The sequence below is a fragment of the Sphingobium sp. B2D3A genome, assembly GCF_025961795.1.
Lineage (GTDB): Bacteria > Pseudomonadota > Alphaproteobacteria > Sphingomonadales > Sphingomonadaceae > Sphingobium.
Genome location: NZ_JAOQOI010000001.1, coordinates 1,336,785 through 1,350,279 on the forward strand (window position 1 = coordinate 1,336,785; position 13,495 = coordinate 1,350,279).

The window sequence follows — 13,495 nt, forward strand, 5'->3', positions numbered from 1 at the left end:
AACAATTCCATCCGATTTGCAAGCTCGCATGAGGGAGACTTTAAGGGAGCGTGTTCGTTCGTCCGCACGCTTTCTCCGACGGAAATTTGTCAGCGAGGTTCTGCTCAGACACGGGCTCATTCTGAGCGAAAAAGCCGTCAGCTATCCCTCCATCCGAAATGCGGTGAATGGAGAATCTCTATTAACGTCTTGGTACGACCTGCGGCCCAAAGGTGCTGAAAACAGTCACATCAGCAAAGGCCTATGTCACTCATTCAACGCGTGCCTGCTCGCTATCTCTGGCCTGTGCTATTGCTTCTCGGGTTGTGCTTCGGAAGCATTCTAGGGCTCATTTTAGTCACGACCTCCGCGCAGGATCGGCTTGAGGCAGTACGCGAGACGCGGACGCTGGAAGCTGCCCTCGCGACAAGCGTCTCCATGGTGGAGCATGATCTTCAGGACTACGCGAAATGGGACGACGCAGTGCGCCACATTTCGTACGACTTCAGCGCGGCGTGGATCGACGACAACATCACGGCTTACCTCGGTAAAACCCAGAATTATGACCATGTCTTCGTCATCGGTCCTGACGGGGGGACCCGCTACGCCTTTAGCAACGGAAACCGATCCTCATCTAAACTTGCCGAGATACTGGGTCCGTCAATTCAGACGGCGATGGCGAAAGTGCGTGCTATGGATGATCGTGGCACGCCAATCGTCAGCGGCTTTGCCCGCGAGAAACGTCAGGTTTTCGTCTACTCGGTTGCTGCCGTTGTTCCCTTGACCAACAAAGTGTCGGCGCCTGCGGGTGAGAGGCACCTGCTCGTCATAGCCGAGCGTTTTGATGCGAGCCATCTCGCCAGTATCCGTGCCAAGCACCATCTCCCCGCCCTAGCGCTAAACCTGGCACGGCCAGCCCCGTCGAGCGCCGCGCTAGTCCTGCGAGATATGGATGGTAACCAGATCGCATCCGTTGAGATCGCGTTCGAGACCCCTGGCACACAATTTCGTCGCGAGGTCATCCCTGGGTTTGCCGCCATCATGGTCGTCGCGGTTATCGCTGCGCTTTTTATCCTGCGGCAGGGGGGGCAGTCCATTGCAGCATTGACAGCCAGCCAAGCCAAAACTCAGCATTTGGCGAACCACGATCCTTTAACGGAGCTTCCTAATCGCCGCGTCCTCCTCGGTCGGCTCAACGAGGCGATTGCGACCGGTAATCATTTCGTTCTGCTTTACATGGACCTGGATGGCTTCAAAGGCGTGAACGATCTGTATGGCCATGGCGCAGGAGACGCCCTGCTGCGGGAGGTGGCATCCCGGCTCGCGGCGGCCGCGCCGGCGCATTCGCTGATTGCTCGCACGGGCGGCGACGAGTTTGCAATATTGTGCCAGCTTGATGTCGATGGCCCGGGATGTTCTCTCGCCGAACGCATCATCGCCTCCTTTCAGACGACGGTTCCGGTCGCCGGCGCCAATATTCTCATCGGAATATCCGTTGGCGTCGTGACGTCTTCTTCAGATGCTCTCGTCGATATCGACGAACTGATGCGCCGTGCGGACGTTGCAATGTACAATGCCAAAGCCAGGGGGAAGAACCGCTGGAGCGACTTCACCCTCGAACTGGACGAAGAACATCTCGTGCGGAAGCGTCTTGAACAGGACCTGCGCATTGCAATCGCGGAAAATCGAATTGAACTGGCCTATCAGCCGATTGTTCTAGCGGAATCCGGCGCCATTGTTGGGCTTGAAGCCCTAGCGCGATGGACCCATCCCACCGAAGGTCCAATTCCCCCAGATGTCTTCATTCCGCTTGCCGAAATGACTGGCCTAATCGGCTCCTTGGGAGGGCAGGTGCTCCGCAGGGCCTGCATCGACATCAAGCCTCTCGGCATCGACCTCTCGGTCAACCTCTCGCCCGCGCAGTTTTGGGATGCACATCTTGCTGACCAGATCAGCGCAATCCTTGCCGACACAGGCTTTCCAGCTGACCGGCTCGAACTCGAGATCACTGAAAGCTATTTGCTGGGTCGGCCACAGGCCGCTGCGGCAATCATGGCCGATCTGCGGACCTTGGGCATCCGGCTCGCTTTGGACGACTTTGGAACTGGCTTCGCAAGTATTGGTTACCTCCAATCCTTCAAATTCGACCGGCTGAAAATAGATAAGCTCTTCGTGAAAGAAGCCATGGGCTGTGCATCAGGTCGCGATTTGTTGGTAGCCATTGTAGCGCTGGCCCAAGCGCTGGGTCTTAGGATCACGGCAGAAGGCGTGGAGACAGAAGATCAAGCGGCCCTCGCCCGGGCCGCAGGATGCCACTGGCTGCAAGGCTGGCTGTTCGGCCGCCCGATGCCGCTCTCCCAGCTACTCCAAGAAAGCAGTCTAAGGCGCGGGACTCAGAAAAGATGATTCTCGATTGCAGCCGCTGAACGAGAATGAAGTGGGTGGCGTGGCCGGTCCTGCCGACCGAGCGATAGTGTAAACCCCAATCTTTTGGCCTTCGGAGCCGTTATTGGTTCGGCTTCAACAACCGACCGGTGTGTTGAGTGCAGCACCCAGCTTAGACAGCAAGGGGGCGCAAGCGAACAACTGGAGCGCTTTGAATCGCGGCCGCCGCCGGGGTGCTCGCTGTCCGCGCCTCACCCTCATGGGGATCGAATTAAGCGTCAGGAACGTTCCGCGATGATCAGCGGAGGCAGTATGCATTGGCCAGAACAGTTGATTATCGTGCGCCACGGGCAGAGCGCGGGGAATGTCGCTCGCGACGCTGCGCACGAGGCAGCGCATGACCGGATCGCGCTGACCTCGCGGGATGCCGACGTGCCGCTGAGCGACCTCGGTACGGCGCAGGCGCGCGCGCTGGGCCTGTGGTTCTACGAGCAGCCGGCCGAGCATCGGCCACAGATTCTCTTATCTTCTCCCTATCTCCGTGCCTTTCAGACCGCGGAGCTTTTCCGCGAGGCGGGCGGGACCGACCGGCAGGAGCCAATCTGCTTTGACGAGCGCCTGCGCGAGAAGGAGTTCGGCATTCTCGATGGCCTCACCACGCCCGGCGTCGCGAATATCTTCCCTGATCAGGCCGAATTTCGGCGCCTGCTGGGGAAATTCTATCACCGCCCGCCCGGGGGCGAGAGCTGGTGCGATGTCATCCTGCGGTTGCGGTCGGTCCTCGATACCATCTCGCTTCATTATGCCGGAAAGCGGGTGATGATCTTTACGCATCAGGTGGTGGTCCTCTGCATGCGCTACATCATCGAGAGCCTCGATGAGCGAGGCATCTTGGCCATCGACCGGGAAGGGGACGTGGCCAATTGCGCCATCACCGACTATCTGTTCGATCCGTCGGCGGGCCGGGATGGCGGGCTCAAGCTCCAGCGCTACAATGTGACAGCGCCGATGCAGAACCACGCGACCCCGGTCACCAGCGAACCTGACGCGATCACGGGGCGGCGCGGATGATGCCGACCCTCGACCGCGCCTGGCTCGAAGCCCATCCACTGCCGCCGATCGCGGCGCTGGGCGATAAGGACGCGCGGGGCCGGGTTCTCCTGGTCGGCGGCGCGGAGTTCGTGCCGGGCGCGCTCAGGCTCACCGGCGAGGCGGCACTGCGCGCGGGAGCCGGCAAGCTCCAGATGGCGACCGTGCGATCCGCCGCAATGGCGCTCGCCGTCCTGGTGCCCGAGGCGGCGATGATCGCCCTGCCCGCAGATGAGGATGGCGAGATCGCGCTCGAGGCGGTCGCGTTGCTGCAGGACCGCCTCGCGCGCTGTGACACGCTCATTCTTGGCCCGGGGATGTCCGCGGGGGATCGCACCGAGCAGTTTGTCGCCGCGCTGCTCGGCACGCCAAGTCCGGGTCAGACGATCATCCTCGATGCCGCTGCCCTCACTTGTGCCCGGAAGCTCGAGAAGCTGGTGGCGGCGCATGAGGGGCGGGTCATCCTGACGCCGCACCATCGGGAAATGAGCTTTCTGACGGGGCAGGACATCGACGTGATCCGCAAAGACCCGCGCGCCGCAGCCCTGCATGTCGCGCGGGCCTTCAACGCGGTCGTCGTCCTGAAGAGCGCCCAAACCCTGATCGCGTCGCCGCGAGAAGATGAGCCCTTGCTGTTCGAGGGCGGCAGCATCGGTCTTGCCACGGGTGGTTCGGGCGATGTGTTGGCCGGTCTCATCGGCGGTCTTGCCGCACGCGGCGCCGATCCGTTGCGAGCGGCGGCCTGGGGCGTTTTCGTCCATGGTGCGGCGGGCGCCCGCGTTGCCAGCGAGATTGCTGAAGTCGGATTTCTCGCGCGTGATCTCCTGCCGGTCGTTCCCGGGCTGATCGCCAGCCTGGAGCCGGAGCGATGAAAGACGGCAATCGTATTGCCAAAGGTTAATATGGGCGGCGCGACGGGGTCTGCGGCGGCGTTCGGTGGTTGTTCTGCGAAGGGGCGCGCGCATGCGTCCCCATGATGGAGATACGACATGGCCACGACCAAGACTGCCGCAAAGCCCAAAGCCAAGCCCGCATCGAAGAAGCCTGCATCGAAGACGGCGCGCAAGACCCAGCGGGCGGCGGCAAAGCCCGCCGACGCGATCAAGCTGCTCAAGGACGACCACAAGGAGGTGAAGGGCTTTTTCGACCAATATGCTGATCTCGAAGACGATGCCGAGAAGCAGGCGCTGGCTGACAAGATCTGCCTCGCTCTGACGGTTCATGCGCAGATCGAAGAAGAAATCTTCTATCCCGCCGCGCGCGAGGCCATCGACGATGATGACCTGCTCGACGAGGCCGAAGTGGAACATGCCAGCGCCAAGCAACTCATCGCTGAGATCCAGGCCATGAAGGCGGGTGACCGCCTGTTCGACGCCAAAGTGACGTTGCTTGGCGAATATGTTGAGCACCATGTCGAGGAAGAGGAGCAGGAGATGTTTGCTGAAAGCCGCGAGAGCGAACTCGATCTCAAGGCCCTGGGCGCCGAGCTCGCGGCCCGCAAGGCCGAGTTGATGGCGCAGGCCAGCAAATAAGCATGGCCGTCCAGGAGCCGGCCGACCCCTCGGCCGAACGGCTGGACTGCCTGATCGTCGGCGGCGGCCCTGCGGGGCTGACCGCCGCGATCTATCTCGCACGCTTTCATCTGACGGTCTGCGTCATAGACGGCGGACATAGCCGAGCCGCCTTGATCCCGCTCACCCGCAATCATGCCGGGTTTCCGGAAGGCATCTCCGGGGTCGATCTGCTTGCGCGGATGCGCGGACAGGCGACCCTCTATGGCGCGCGCCTGCAGGACGGGATCGTCGAGAGCCTCGCGCATGATGGCAGCCAGTTCATCGCGCACGCGGGCGGCCGAAGCCTCGCTGCGCGGACCATCCTGCTCGCCACCGGCGTGGTCAATCGCCGCCCCATGATGATGGACGATCTATGCCATGATCGCGCGCTTGCGACCGGTCGGCTCCGCTATTGTCCGATCTGCGATGGCTATGAAGTCACGGACAAGGCCATCGCGGTGCTCGGAACGGGCGAGCGCGGCTATAATGAAGCCACGTTCCTTCGCGGCTATTCCGCCGATATCACGCTGGTCGCGCCTGAAGGGGGACATAGTCTGGAACCGGCGCAATGCGCTGGGCTGAAAGCGGCGGGCATCGATATTGCCGGACAATGTACGTCCATCAGCTTGGTGGAAGATCAGATCGCGCTCGGCATCGAGAGCGAGACGCGCCGCTTCGACACGCTGTATCCGGCGCTGGGTTCGGACATCCGCTCGGAGCTGGCCGGGATGCTCGGCGCAAGCCGCACATCCGAGGGGTGTCTGATGGTCGACGCCCACCAGCGCACAGACATCCCCGGGCTTTATGCCGCCGGCGATGTCGTCCTCGGCCTCGACCAGATCAGCCACGCGATGGGGGAGGGCGGCGTCGCCGCGACCACGATCCGGAACGATCTGGCCAAGGTGGCGCCCCTCCGTCGCTAGTCAACGCTGCGACGACCGCCCACTCACATCATCCGCATCCGCAGGTTGAACAGGATCACCAGCGTGCCGCCGACCATGAGCGCGATGATCAGGCTGGAGAAGAGGATGAGCTGGAGGTCGTCACGCGTCGAGCGCTTGAGGCCGATGTGGAGGAAGCAGCGAAACTGCACGACAATCTGGATGAGCGCCAAGGCCAGCACGAGCGCATAGGTGGCGGTGCTGCCGAGCACCGGCCAGCGCACGAGCGCAAAGGCGACGCTGGTCAGCAAGAGTGCGGCGGCATAGCCCAGCACATAGCCGCGTGTCTCGCGGCGAGGGTCGTCTCGGCGTTCGCTCATGGGATCAGCCCCGGTAGATAGACGGTCGAGAAGATCGCGATCCAGATGATGTCGAGGAAGTGCCAGAACAGGCCGAGGCGCAGAAGGTTGATCTTCACGCGCGCATCAAGGCCGATGATCCGCAACTGCGCCATCATCACGACCATCCACAGGCTGCCGGCGAGCACATGCAGGCCGTGCAGCGGCACCAGCGCGAAAAAGGCCGAGAGGAAGCCGCTGCGCATGGGCGTGGCGCCATGGGCGATCATGCCGGCAAAATCGTGCAGTTCCAGCCCCAGGAAGAGCAGCCCCAAGGCAAGTGTCAGCCCCAGCCAGGTCTGGATGCTCGCCTGCGCCGCCCCATGCTTCATCGCGATCGAGGCCAGGCCGTAGGTGATGCTGCTGGTGAGCAGGACCAGCGTTTCCAGAAAGGTCGGGCCGATCTTATATTCGCTCGCGGGGGTCGGGCCGCCGGCGGTCGCGGGGAGCATGACGCCATAAGTGGCGAAGAGCAGCGCGAAGATCACCGCGTCGCTCATCAGGAACGCCCAGAAGCCGAACAGGGCCGAGCCCGCCGCCTCATGGGCTTGCGCGTCGGTGCTGCCTAGATTGAGGCCGGGGTGTTTTGTCTCACCGGCTGTCATGGGTGCACCTCGGCCAGGCCCGCATTCGCGGGGGCCGTCTCCATCTCGCGGGGGATGGGCCGCGCCCGCGCCACCGCGTCGAGCCAGGCCCGCTCCGTCCGTTCGACCGCGCTGGCCGGGATCAGCCGGTGCGTGTCGCGGGCGAAGCTGCGCGCGATCACCGTCGCTATGACCGCAAGCAGGCCAAGGATCGCCAGCCACCACATATGCCAAACGAGAGCAAAGCCGGCTGCCGTGCTGGCAATCCCGATGATCGGCGCGACGGCGCTGTTTTTCGGCATCTCGATGTCTTCATAACGGGCCGGCGGGGCATAAGGCGCACCCTTGCGCTTGGCGTCGAAGAACCAATGACGCTGGTCGACCTGCGGCAGCCGGGCAAAATTATACTCCGGCGGCGGCGCCGCGATCGACCATTCGAGCGCCCGCCCATCCCAGGGATCGCCTGCGAAGACGCGGGTGGCGGCGCGCTTGCGCAGGCTCACCCAGAGCTGGACGAAGAGCGCCACGAAGCCGCAGAACAGCACGAGCGCGCCGACTTCCGCCGCATAGAGCCAGGGCCGGTAGGCGGTCTCCATCACCGCCGGGGTGCGGCGCGCCATGCCTGCAGCGCCCAGCACGTAGAGCGGCATGAAGGCGAGATAGAAGCCGATCACCCAGCAGGCGCAGGATATCTTGCCCCACCGCTCATCGAGCCGAAAGCCGAACGCCTTGGGGAACCAGAAGGTATAGGCGGCGAGCAGGCCGTAGAGCGTACCCGGGATCAGCATATTGTGGAAATGCGCCACGAGGAACAGCGTGTTGTGCACGATGTAATCGAGCGGCGGGAAGGCGAGGATGATGCCGGTGAGCCCTCCGAGCACGAAGGTCATCATGAAGGCGAGCGCATAGCACATGGGCGTGGTGAAGCGCACTTCGCCGCGGAACATCGTCCAGATCCAGTTGTAGATCTTGACCCCCGTCGGCACGCCGATCGCCATCGTCGCGATGCCGAACACGGCGTTCAGGCTCGGGCTCTGCCCCATGGTGAAGAAATGATGCAGCCAGACGGTGAAGGAGAGCACCGCGATCGCCATCGTGGCGATCACCAGCGAGTTGTAGCCGTAGAGCTCCTTCGAGGAGAAGGTGGAGACCACTTCGGAATAGATGCCGAAGGCTGGCAGGATGACGATGTAGACCTCTGGATGGCCGAACATCCAGAACAGGTTGGCATAATGCATCATGTTGCCGCCAAGGGCGTTGGTGAAGAAGTGGAAGTCCAGATAACGGTCGAGCGCCAGCAGCGCCGTCGCGACCGTCAGCGGCGGCATCGCGAAGATCATCAATATGGCGGTGCACAGGCTGGTCCAGGCGAATAGCGGCATCCGCATCAATGTCATGCCCGGGCAGCGCATCTTATAGATGGTGACGGCGATGTTGATGCCGGCCAGGGTAGAGGCAATCGAGCTCAACGTGATCGCCCAGATCCAATAATCCGGCCCGACGCCCGGATTGAAGCCGATCTCCGTGAACGGCGGATAGCCGCTCCAGCCGCCGGTGGAGAAGCGGCCGATCACGAGCGAGGCCATCATCAGCCCCGCGCCGGCCGCAGTGAGCCAGAGGCCGATGGCGTTGAGCAGCGGATAAGCGACATCGCGCGCGCCGATCTGCAGCGGCACCACATAGTTGATCAGCCCGGTGAGGAAGGGCATCGCCATGAAGAAGATCATGATCGAGCCATGGGTGCTGAACAGCTCGGCAAAATGCTCGGGCGCAACCAGGCCGGGATCGCCGATTGCGACTGCCTGTTGCAGCCGCATGAGATTGGCCTCGATCAGCGCGCGCGCCAGCATGATCAAGGCGATTACGATGTACATGATCCCGATCTTCTTGTGATCGAGGCTGGTGAGCCATTCCGTCCAGAGCCAGCGCCAGCGGCCGAGGCGGGTGATCAGCACGACCATGAAGAGCGCGCCGGCCACCACCAAGGCTCCGGCTCCGGCGGCGATCAGTTCATTGGCGTTGGGGTTTTCCCAGGCACGCACGAAGGGCAGCGCATCCCAGCGGAACCGCCCCAGCAGCGCCGGCATAAGCGGCGCGCTCAATGGGCCTGCCCCTGTGTGCTCGCCATCATCATATGCTCGAACAGGCCTGGCGGGACGGATGAGAACAGGGCGGGTTGCGGGGCGATGGAGCGGGCGGTGATCGCCGCCAGCGCCTTGTCGTCGAGCGGCCTGCGGACGGCGCGCACCTGCCCCAGCCAGCGGCGATAGTCGGCCGGCGGCAGAGCCAGCACGTCGAACTTCTGGTTCTGAAAGCCCTTGCCATTAAACTGCGTGTTCTGGCCGCGGAAGACGCCGGCCCGACTGGCGGCCAGGTGCAACTGCGTGCGCATGCCGGCCATGGCATAGATTTGCCCGGCAAGCTGCGGGATCAGTAGCGATTGCATGACCGTCCCGCTGGTCAGGCTGAGATGGACGGGCCGGCCCACAGGGATGGCCAGACGATTGATAGTCGCAATGCCCTCCTTGGGGTAGATGAAGAGCCATTTCCAGTCGAGCGCCACCACCTGCACCTCCAGGGGCGGCTGGTTGGAGGCGAGCGGGCGGTAGGGATCGAGCCGGTGGGTCGCATTCCACAGGAGGACGCCGAGCCCGATGACGATGGCGGTTGGCGGGATCCAGATGAGCAGCTCGAGCGGCCAGGAAAATCCCCAATTGGGCCGATAGGCGTCATCCCGGTTGGAGAGGCGATAGTGCCAGGCGAACAGGGGAACGAGGATGAAAACCGGCCCTGCTACGAAGATGAGCACGAGGGCGAGCTGGAGGAAAAGATGCCACTGGTCCGCCGCCACAGGGCCGGCATGTTTGACCACGCCGAGCTTCAGCGCCTCGCATCCGCCGAGCAGCAGCGGCAGGCCAAGCAGCGCGGCGCCCAGGCGAACCGCCCGAGCGCCTTCGCCACTGCGCTTCATCTCGCCTGTCCCCCTCCGGTGGCCGACTGCGCCACGATCCGCACCGGCACGCCCTTAGCGGCCGGCGTCTTGGAGGCTTTGTCATGATACCAGAGCGGGATGAGCGGGTTCATCTCCGGATAATAAGCGCCGACGCAGCCCTCCGGCAGGTCGAAGGGGGTGACGGTGAGCCCGCCCACCTGCCGGTCCACGCCATCGTCCGCATCGCTGGCGAGGCCCACGACCTGCCCTGGCTCAAGGCCGGCTGCCTCAATGTCGCGTGGGCTCATCAGCAGCACGTCGCGCGTGCCCTCGATCCCGCGCAGGCGATCCGAAAAGCCATAGATCGTTGTGTTGAACTGATCGTTCGAACGCATGGTGATGAGGCGGTAGCGGCCCGCCTTATCGGGTACGCCCATGGCGGTGAGGCTCGTCGGCGTCGTGAACTCGGCCTTGCCGCTTTCGGTCTGCCAGATGCGCTCGCGGGCCTTGTTGCCCTTGAAGAAGCCGCCCGGCGTGAACAGGCGCTGGTTGAAGTCCGCGAATTTGTCCGGATAGGTCGCCTCGATGAGGTCGCGCACCTGGCCGTAATGGCCGACCCAGTCATCCCATTTGACGGCTGGCCGGGCAGGCAGCGTCGCCTTGGCCATGCCGGCGACGATGGCGAGTTCGGAAAGAAGATGCTCGCTCGCCGGCTTGCGCTTGCCGACCGAGCCGTGGATCATCGAGAGGGAATCCTCCATCGTCACGGTCTGCGGTCCGCCGGCCTGCATGTCCTCCTCCGATCGGCCGAGGCAGGGCAGGAGATAGGCGACCTCGCCGTTGATCAGATGACTGCGATTGAGCTTGGTGGCGATCTGGACGGTGAGCCGCATGTTGGTCCACGCGGCCTCCATCTTCTCCCGCTCCGGGATGGCGCGGACGAAATTGCCGCCCAGGCCGATGAAGGCGCGAATGCTGCCATCGATGATGCCCTCGCAGGCCTCGACGGTGTTCACGCCCTTCTCGGTCGGCGGATCGAAGTCGAACAGCTCTTTCAGCCGGTCCAGCGGCACGAGTTCGGGCTTCTCCGAAATGCCGACGGTCCGCTGGCCCTGGACGTTCGAATGGCCGCGAACCGGCGAGATGCCTGCGCCTTCGACGCCGATATGCCCGCGCAGCAGCAGCAGGTTGACCAGCATGCCGATGGTCTGCGAACCATGGACATGCTGGGTCACGCCCATGCCATAAATGCCGATGACTTTCTTGGCGTCGCAATAGATCTGCCCGGCCGTCTCGAGATGAGAGCGGCTGAGGCCGGACTCCTGTTCGATCTCAGCCCATGAGGTCGCGCGCACCTTCTCAACCATGGCTTCGAAGCCATGCGTGTGCTGCGCGATGAAGTCCGTATCCAGCAAATGCTGCTTTTGCTCGGCCCATTGGCGGTCTTCTTCCGCGATGACATGCTTGATCATCCCCATGATCGCGGCGATGTCTCCGCCCGGCTTCACCTGATAATAGAGGCAGGAAATCTCGGTCCGCTTCTGCGTCACCATCTGAACGGGGTTCTGCGGATCGACGAACTCGATCAACCCCTTCTCGCGGACGGGGTTGAAGGTCACGATCTTGCAGCCGCGCTCCACCGCAGACTTGAGCGTATGGAGAAAACGCGGGCTGTTGGTGCCGGTATTCTGGCCGAAGAAGAAGATCGCGTCGCAATGGTCGAAATCCTCGAGCTGACAGGTGCCGACCGGCGATCCGGTGACCTTCTTCAGGCCGACCGAGGTCGTCTCATGGCACATGTTGGAGCTGTCGGGCAGATTGTTGTGGCCATAGAGCCGCGCGAACAGGGCATAGAGATAAGAGGTCTCCAGGCTGGCGCGGCCTGAGGCGTAGAAGACGGTGGACTTGGGATCGAGCGCCTTGAGTTCAGCGCCGATGCCCGCGAAGGCCTCGTCCCAGCTGACCGGCACATAGCGAACGCTAGCCCGGTTGTAGCGCATAGGGTGGGTGAGCCGGCCGGTCTGCTCGAGGTCATAGTCCTGCCACGCCTGCAATTCGGTTACTGTGTGCTTGGCGAAGAAGTCCGGTGTGCAGCTGCGCGTGGTCAGCTCCCACAGCGTCGCCTTGGCGCCATTTTCGCAGAATTCGGCAGGGTGGGGATGCTCCGGCTTGGTCCAGGCGCAGGAGACGCACATGAAGCCGCCGGGCTTGTTCTGGCGCCGCAATGTCTCCAGCGCCATGGGCGTTGCCCACTCCTTGCCGAAGATGCGCGCGACGCCGCTCAGCGAACCAAAGCCGCCGGAGGGGCCGCCGTAATGGACCGTGTCCTCATCCTGCGTCGTGGGGTCATCTTCATGCGCCATCGTGCCCGCTCCCGTGCCATTTCCAGCATAACGCTTCGGACCGGCGAGCGATCCGACCTGATCGGGGAAAGTCGGGAGGGCGCCGTATTCAGCGATGTGTGGGGCACGGCTGCTGCGCTGAAAGCGCACAAGCAGGTTTGCTTGCCATTATTTATAGAGTATTATAATATAAAGGTTGAGAGAGTGGCGTCTGTGCTGGAGCATGAAGCTCACCTTTCAGGTGTCAATTCTTTGGAGAGGTTGATGACTCGCAATCACATGTTTCCCGGTCAGGTCGCGCGGTGCCTCCTCGTCGCGGTGCTCGTCATTACGGGACCATCCGCGTCGCTCGCGAGGGACGCGGGGCCGCCGCCGCTGATGATCGAGCGACAAGGCTTCTTCGCAGCCGGAGGAACACGGGTTGGGGACCCAGTCGTCAAGTCCACTGTCTGTGATCACGGCTATGTGGAGTACCAAATCCCGGCGAATGCGGGCCCTACTGGCCTCTTCTTTTGGCATAGCTCCAGCGTCGCCGCCTGGAAAAACCGGTGGGACGGCGGTGAAGGTTTCGACAGCATCTTTCTGCGACGACATTTCCCGGTCTATCTCTGGGATGGCCCCCGCGTCGGCCGCGCGAATCTGCCCTGTGAAACCGTGGAGTCAGCCCCGCGCTTGGGATCTGACCAGGAGACCTTCACGGCCTGGCGGTTCGGCCCAAGCTATATGAAGTGGCACCCCGGGGTGCAGTTTCCGACCGCGGACGCCCGCGCGTGGGAGCAGGCTAGCCGGGCCCGTTATGCCGAATATGACACGATGGAGAACGTCGCCTTGCAGGCGCATGCCGCAGCCGCCGCACTGGAGCGGACCGGTCCGGTGGTCATGGTCACGAATTCGGCGGGCGGCCTCCGGTCTCTCCTCACGGCGATTGAGAGCGACCGCGTGAAGGCGATTGTCGCCTATGAAAATGTCGGCTTCGTTCTACCGGAGAGCGAGAATGACGGTTCGCCCCCAGGCCCCTACGGCCCGGTCTACGTGCCGCTCGAGACATTCAAGAAACTGGCAAAGCTCCCCATGCAATTTGTCTGGGGAGACAATCTGTCGCAACCGCGCGGTCCGCAACTCGCGCTGCCGCTGAACCGGCGGTTCGTAAAGCTCATCAATCAATATGGGGGCAAGGCGGAAATTCTCGAGCTTGCCAATGCGGGCCTCAAGGGCAACACGCACCTCCCCTTTGCCGATCTCAATAATGTCGCCGTGGCAGATTTGCTTCAAAATTTCCTGGCGAAGCACAAGCTCGCGGCGCCAGCGGGCGAAGTGCCGTACAAACGACCAAATAATTAAATTTATATAGA

The 13,495-nt window shown here is 62.9% G+C and carries 11 protein-coding genes; 6 read left to right on the top strand and 5 right to left on the bottom strand.

The genetic code is table 11. The features are described 5' to 3' along the window. Nucleotides 1-243 precede the first annotated feature (243 nt). From M2337_RS06205 to M2337_RS06225, 5 genes are all read left to right on the top strand, one after another. Nucleotides 244-2,385 (top strand): putative bifunctional diguanylate cyclase/phosphodiesterase, encoded by a 2,142-nt coding sequence (locus tag M2337_RS06205; protein ID WP_264572105.1) that lies wholly within the window; start codon nucleotides 244-246, stop codon nucleotides 2,383-2,385. 291 nt (nucleotides 2,386-2,676) lie between these two features. Beyond that, a complete protein-coding gene (locus M2337_RS06210; RefSeq protein ID WP_264572106.1) occupies nucleotides 2,677-3,435 on the top strand; it encodes a histidine phosphatase family protein in 759 nt (252 codons plus the stop codon). After that, nucleotides 3,432-4,325, top strand: a complete 894-nt coding sequence (locus M2337_RS06215; protein ID WP_264572107.1) for an NAD(P)H-hydrate dehydratase — start codon at nucleotides 3,432-3,434, stop codon at nucleotides 4,323-4,325. Before M2337_RS06210 ends, M2337_RS06215 begins: the two co-directional genes overlap by 4 nt. Before the next feature lie 117 nt (nucleotides 4,326-4,442). Continuing rightward, nucleotides 4,443-4,985 (top strand): hemerythrin domain-containing protein, encoded by a 543-nt coding sequence (locus tag M2337_RS06220; protein ID WP_264572108.1) that lies wholly within the window; start codon nucleotides 4,443-4,445, stop codon nucleotides 4,983-4,985. 2 nt (nucleotides 4,986-4,987) lie between these two features. Next, nucleotides 4,988-5,929: an NAD(P)/FAD-dependent oxidoreductase gene (locus M2337_RS06225; RefSeq protein ID WP_264572109.1), complete on the top strand. Its 942-nt coding sequence runs from the start codon at nucleotides 4,988-4,990 to the stop codon at nucleotides 5,927-5,929. Between the two features lie 23 nt (nucleotides 5,930-5,952). On the opposite strand, the gene M2337_RS06230 is transcribed toward M2337_RS06225, so the two are convergent. Genes M2337_RS06230 through M2337_RS06250 form a run of 5 tightly spaced genes read right to left on the bottom strand, consistent with a single transcriptional unit; the run spans nucleotide 5,953 to nucleotide 12,164 of the window. Continuing rightward, on the bottom strand, nucleotides 5,953-6,267 hold the full coding sequence (locus M2337_RS06230; RefSeq protein WP_264572110.1) for a cytochrome o ubiquinol/quinol oxidase subunit IV: 315 nt from the start codon (nucleotides 6,265-6,267) through the stop codon (nucleotides 5,953-5,955). Continuing rightward, nucleotides 6,264-6,890, bottom strand: a complete 627-nt coding sequence (locus tag M2337_RS06235) for a cytochrome c oxidase subunit 3 (protein ID WP_264572111.1) — start codon at nucleotides 6,888-6,890, stop codon at nucleotides 6,264-6,266. The genes M2337_RS06230 and M2337_RS06235 overlap by 4 nt, the downstream gene beginning before the upstream one ends. Beyond that, nucleotides 6,887-8,956: a cbb3-type cytochrome c oxidase subunit I gene (locus M2337_RS06240; protein ID WP_413716246.1), complete on the bottom strand. Its 2,070-nt coding sequence runs from the start codon at nucleotides 8,954-8,956 to the stop codon at nucleotides 6,887-6,889. The genes M2337_RS06235 and M2337_RS06240 overlap by 4 nt, the downstream gene beginning before the upstream one ends. Nucleotides 8,957-8,967: 11 nt before the next feature. Continuing rightward, nucleotides 8,968-9,840, bottom strand: a complete 873-nt coding sequence (locus M2337_RS06245; RefSeq protein WP_264572113.1) for a cytochrome ubiquinol oxidase subunit II — start codon at nucleotides 9,838-9,840, stop codon at nucleotides 8,968-8,970. Continuing rightward, complete coding sequence (locus tag M2337_RS06250) at nucleotides 9,837-12,164, bottom strand: FdhF/YdeP family oxidoreductase (RefSeq protein ID WP_264572114.1); 2,328 nt, start codon at nucleotides 12,162-12,164, stop codon at nucleotides 9,837-9,839. Before M2337_RS06250 ends, M2337_RS06245 begins: the two co-directional genes overlap by 4 nt. Between M2337_RS06250 and M2337_RS06255 the strand changes: the two genes are divergently transcribed. Continuing rightward, nucleotides 12,117-13,484, top strand: a complete 1,368-nt coding sequence (locus M2337_RS06255; protein ID WP_264572115.1) for an alpha/beta hydrolase — start codon at nucleotides 12,117-12,119, stop codon at nucleotides 13,482-13,484. The genes M2337_RS06250 and M2337_RS06255 overlap by 48 nt on opposite strands. Nucleotides 13,485-13,495 lie beyond the last annotated feature (11 nt).

Excerpts from the sequence above, each read along its gene's own strand:
- M2337_RS06205 (WP_264572105.1), top strand. The coding sequence starts at position 244 with ATGTCACTCATTCAACGCGTGCCTGCTCGCTATCTCTGGCCTGTGCTA.
- M2337_RS06210 (WP_264572106.1), top strand. The coding sequence starts at position 2,677 with ATGCATTGGCCAGAACAGTTGATTATCGTGCGCCACGGGCAGAGCGCG.
- M2337_RS06215 (WP_264572107.1), top strand. The coding sequence starts at position 3,432 with ATGATGCCGACCCTCGACCGCGCCTGGCTCGAAGCCCATCCACTGCCG.
- M2337_RS06220 (WP_264572108.1), top strand. The coding sequence starts at position 4,443 with ATGGCCACGACCAAGACTGCCGCAAAGCCCAAAGCCAAGCCCGCATCG.
- M2337_RS06225 (WP_264572109.1), top strand. The coding sequence starts at position 4,988 with ATGGCCGTCCAGGAGCCGGCCGACCCCTCGGCCGAACGGCTGGACTGC.
- M2337_RS06230 (WP_264572110.1), bottom strand. The coding sequence starts at position 6,267 with ATGAGCGAACGCCGAGACGACCCTCGCCGCGAGACACGCGGCTATGTG.
- M2337_RS06235 (WP_264572111.1), bottom strand. The coding sequence starts at position 6,890 with ATGACAGCCGGTGAGACAAAACACCCCGGCCTCAATCTAGGCAGCACC.
- M2337_RS06240 (WP_413716246.1), bottom strand. The coding sequence starts at position 8,956 with ATGCCGGCGCTGCTGGGGCGGTTCCGCTGGGATGCGCTGCCCTTCGTG.
- M2337_RS06245 (WP_264572113.1), bottom strand. The coding sequence starts at position 9,840 with ATGAAGCGCAGTGGCGAAGGCGCTCGGGCGGTTCGCCTGGGCGCCGCG.
- M2337_RS06255 (WP_264572115.1), top strand. The coding sequence starts at position 12,117 with ATGGACCGTGTCCTCATCCTGCGTCGTGGGGTCATCTTCATGCGCCAT.
- M2337_RS06250 (WP_264572114.1), bottom strand. The coding sequence starts at position 12,164 with ATGGCGCATGAAGATGACCCCACGACGCAGGATGAGGACACGGTCCAT.